Annotated in this window: 1 protein-coding gene; it reads left to right on the forward strand. The window is 45.5% G+C overall.

Annotated features, from left to right (window positions below):
* Positions 1-625: phage portal protein family protein (locus J7R10_RS08375; protein ID WP_208436455.1), on the forward strand; the 625-nt coding region annotated here is incomplete at its 5' end.
* Positions 626-677: the final 52 nt, after the last annotated feature.

Below are 677 nucleotides of genomic sequence, written 5' to 3' on the forward strand. Positions count from 1 at the left end.
TGCGCGGCAATTGGCATTGACTGCTAATCGCGATTTGATAGTCCCCTTTGTTGAGATTAATTTTGGACCCCAAGAGCGCTACCCCCTTGTTTATTGGCCGATTTCGGAAAATGAAGATATTAAAGCCTTGAGTGATGCATTGGCAAAACTAGTGCCTTTAGGGTTGCATGTTGGAGCGCAAGAGGTGCGCAATAAGATTGGCTTTTCGCAACCAACAAAGGAGGAGGATGTTTTAAAGGCTCCTGATCGTGTTATCGGTGATGCGGCAAGACAAGAGAGCAGTGAGACAAGCAAAAGGGCTGGTGTTTGTGCTGATTGTGGTGGGTCTTTTGATGTTTCTCTTACAAGAGAGGGCAAGGAGAAAAGGGAGAAAAGGGGGAAAAGAGAGCAGGGTGGAGATCATCACGATGAATTGGACCAGCTTTCGAAAGAGGCTTTAAGGGACTGGGAAGAGGACTTAGAACCCCTTTTAGAGCCTTTTAAAAAGCTTGTTGAACAAGCAAAAAGTTATGAGGATATCCTAAAAGGCTTGGATGAATTGCTGGGTGAAATGGATCATCACGCATTAGCAGCACGTTTGGCAAAAGTACAAATGATTGCACGTGGGCTTGGGTATCATGGCTGAGGAACTTTTCAAAACGGCTCCCAAAGAGGTCACACGTTATTTTGCAGCCAAG

Source organism: Bartonella vinsonii subsp. berkhoffii ATCC 51672 (assembly GCF_902825225.1).
Lineage (GTDB): Bacteria > Pseudomonadota > Alphaproteobacteria > Rhizobiales > Rhizobiaceae > Bartonella > Bartonella berkhoffii.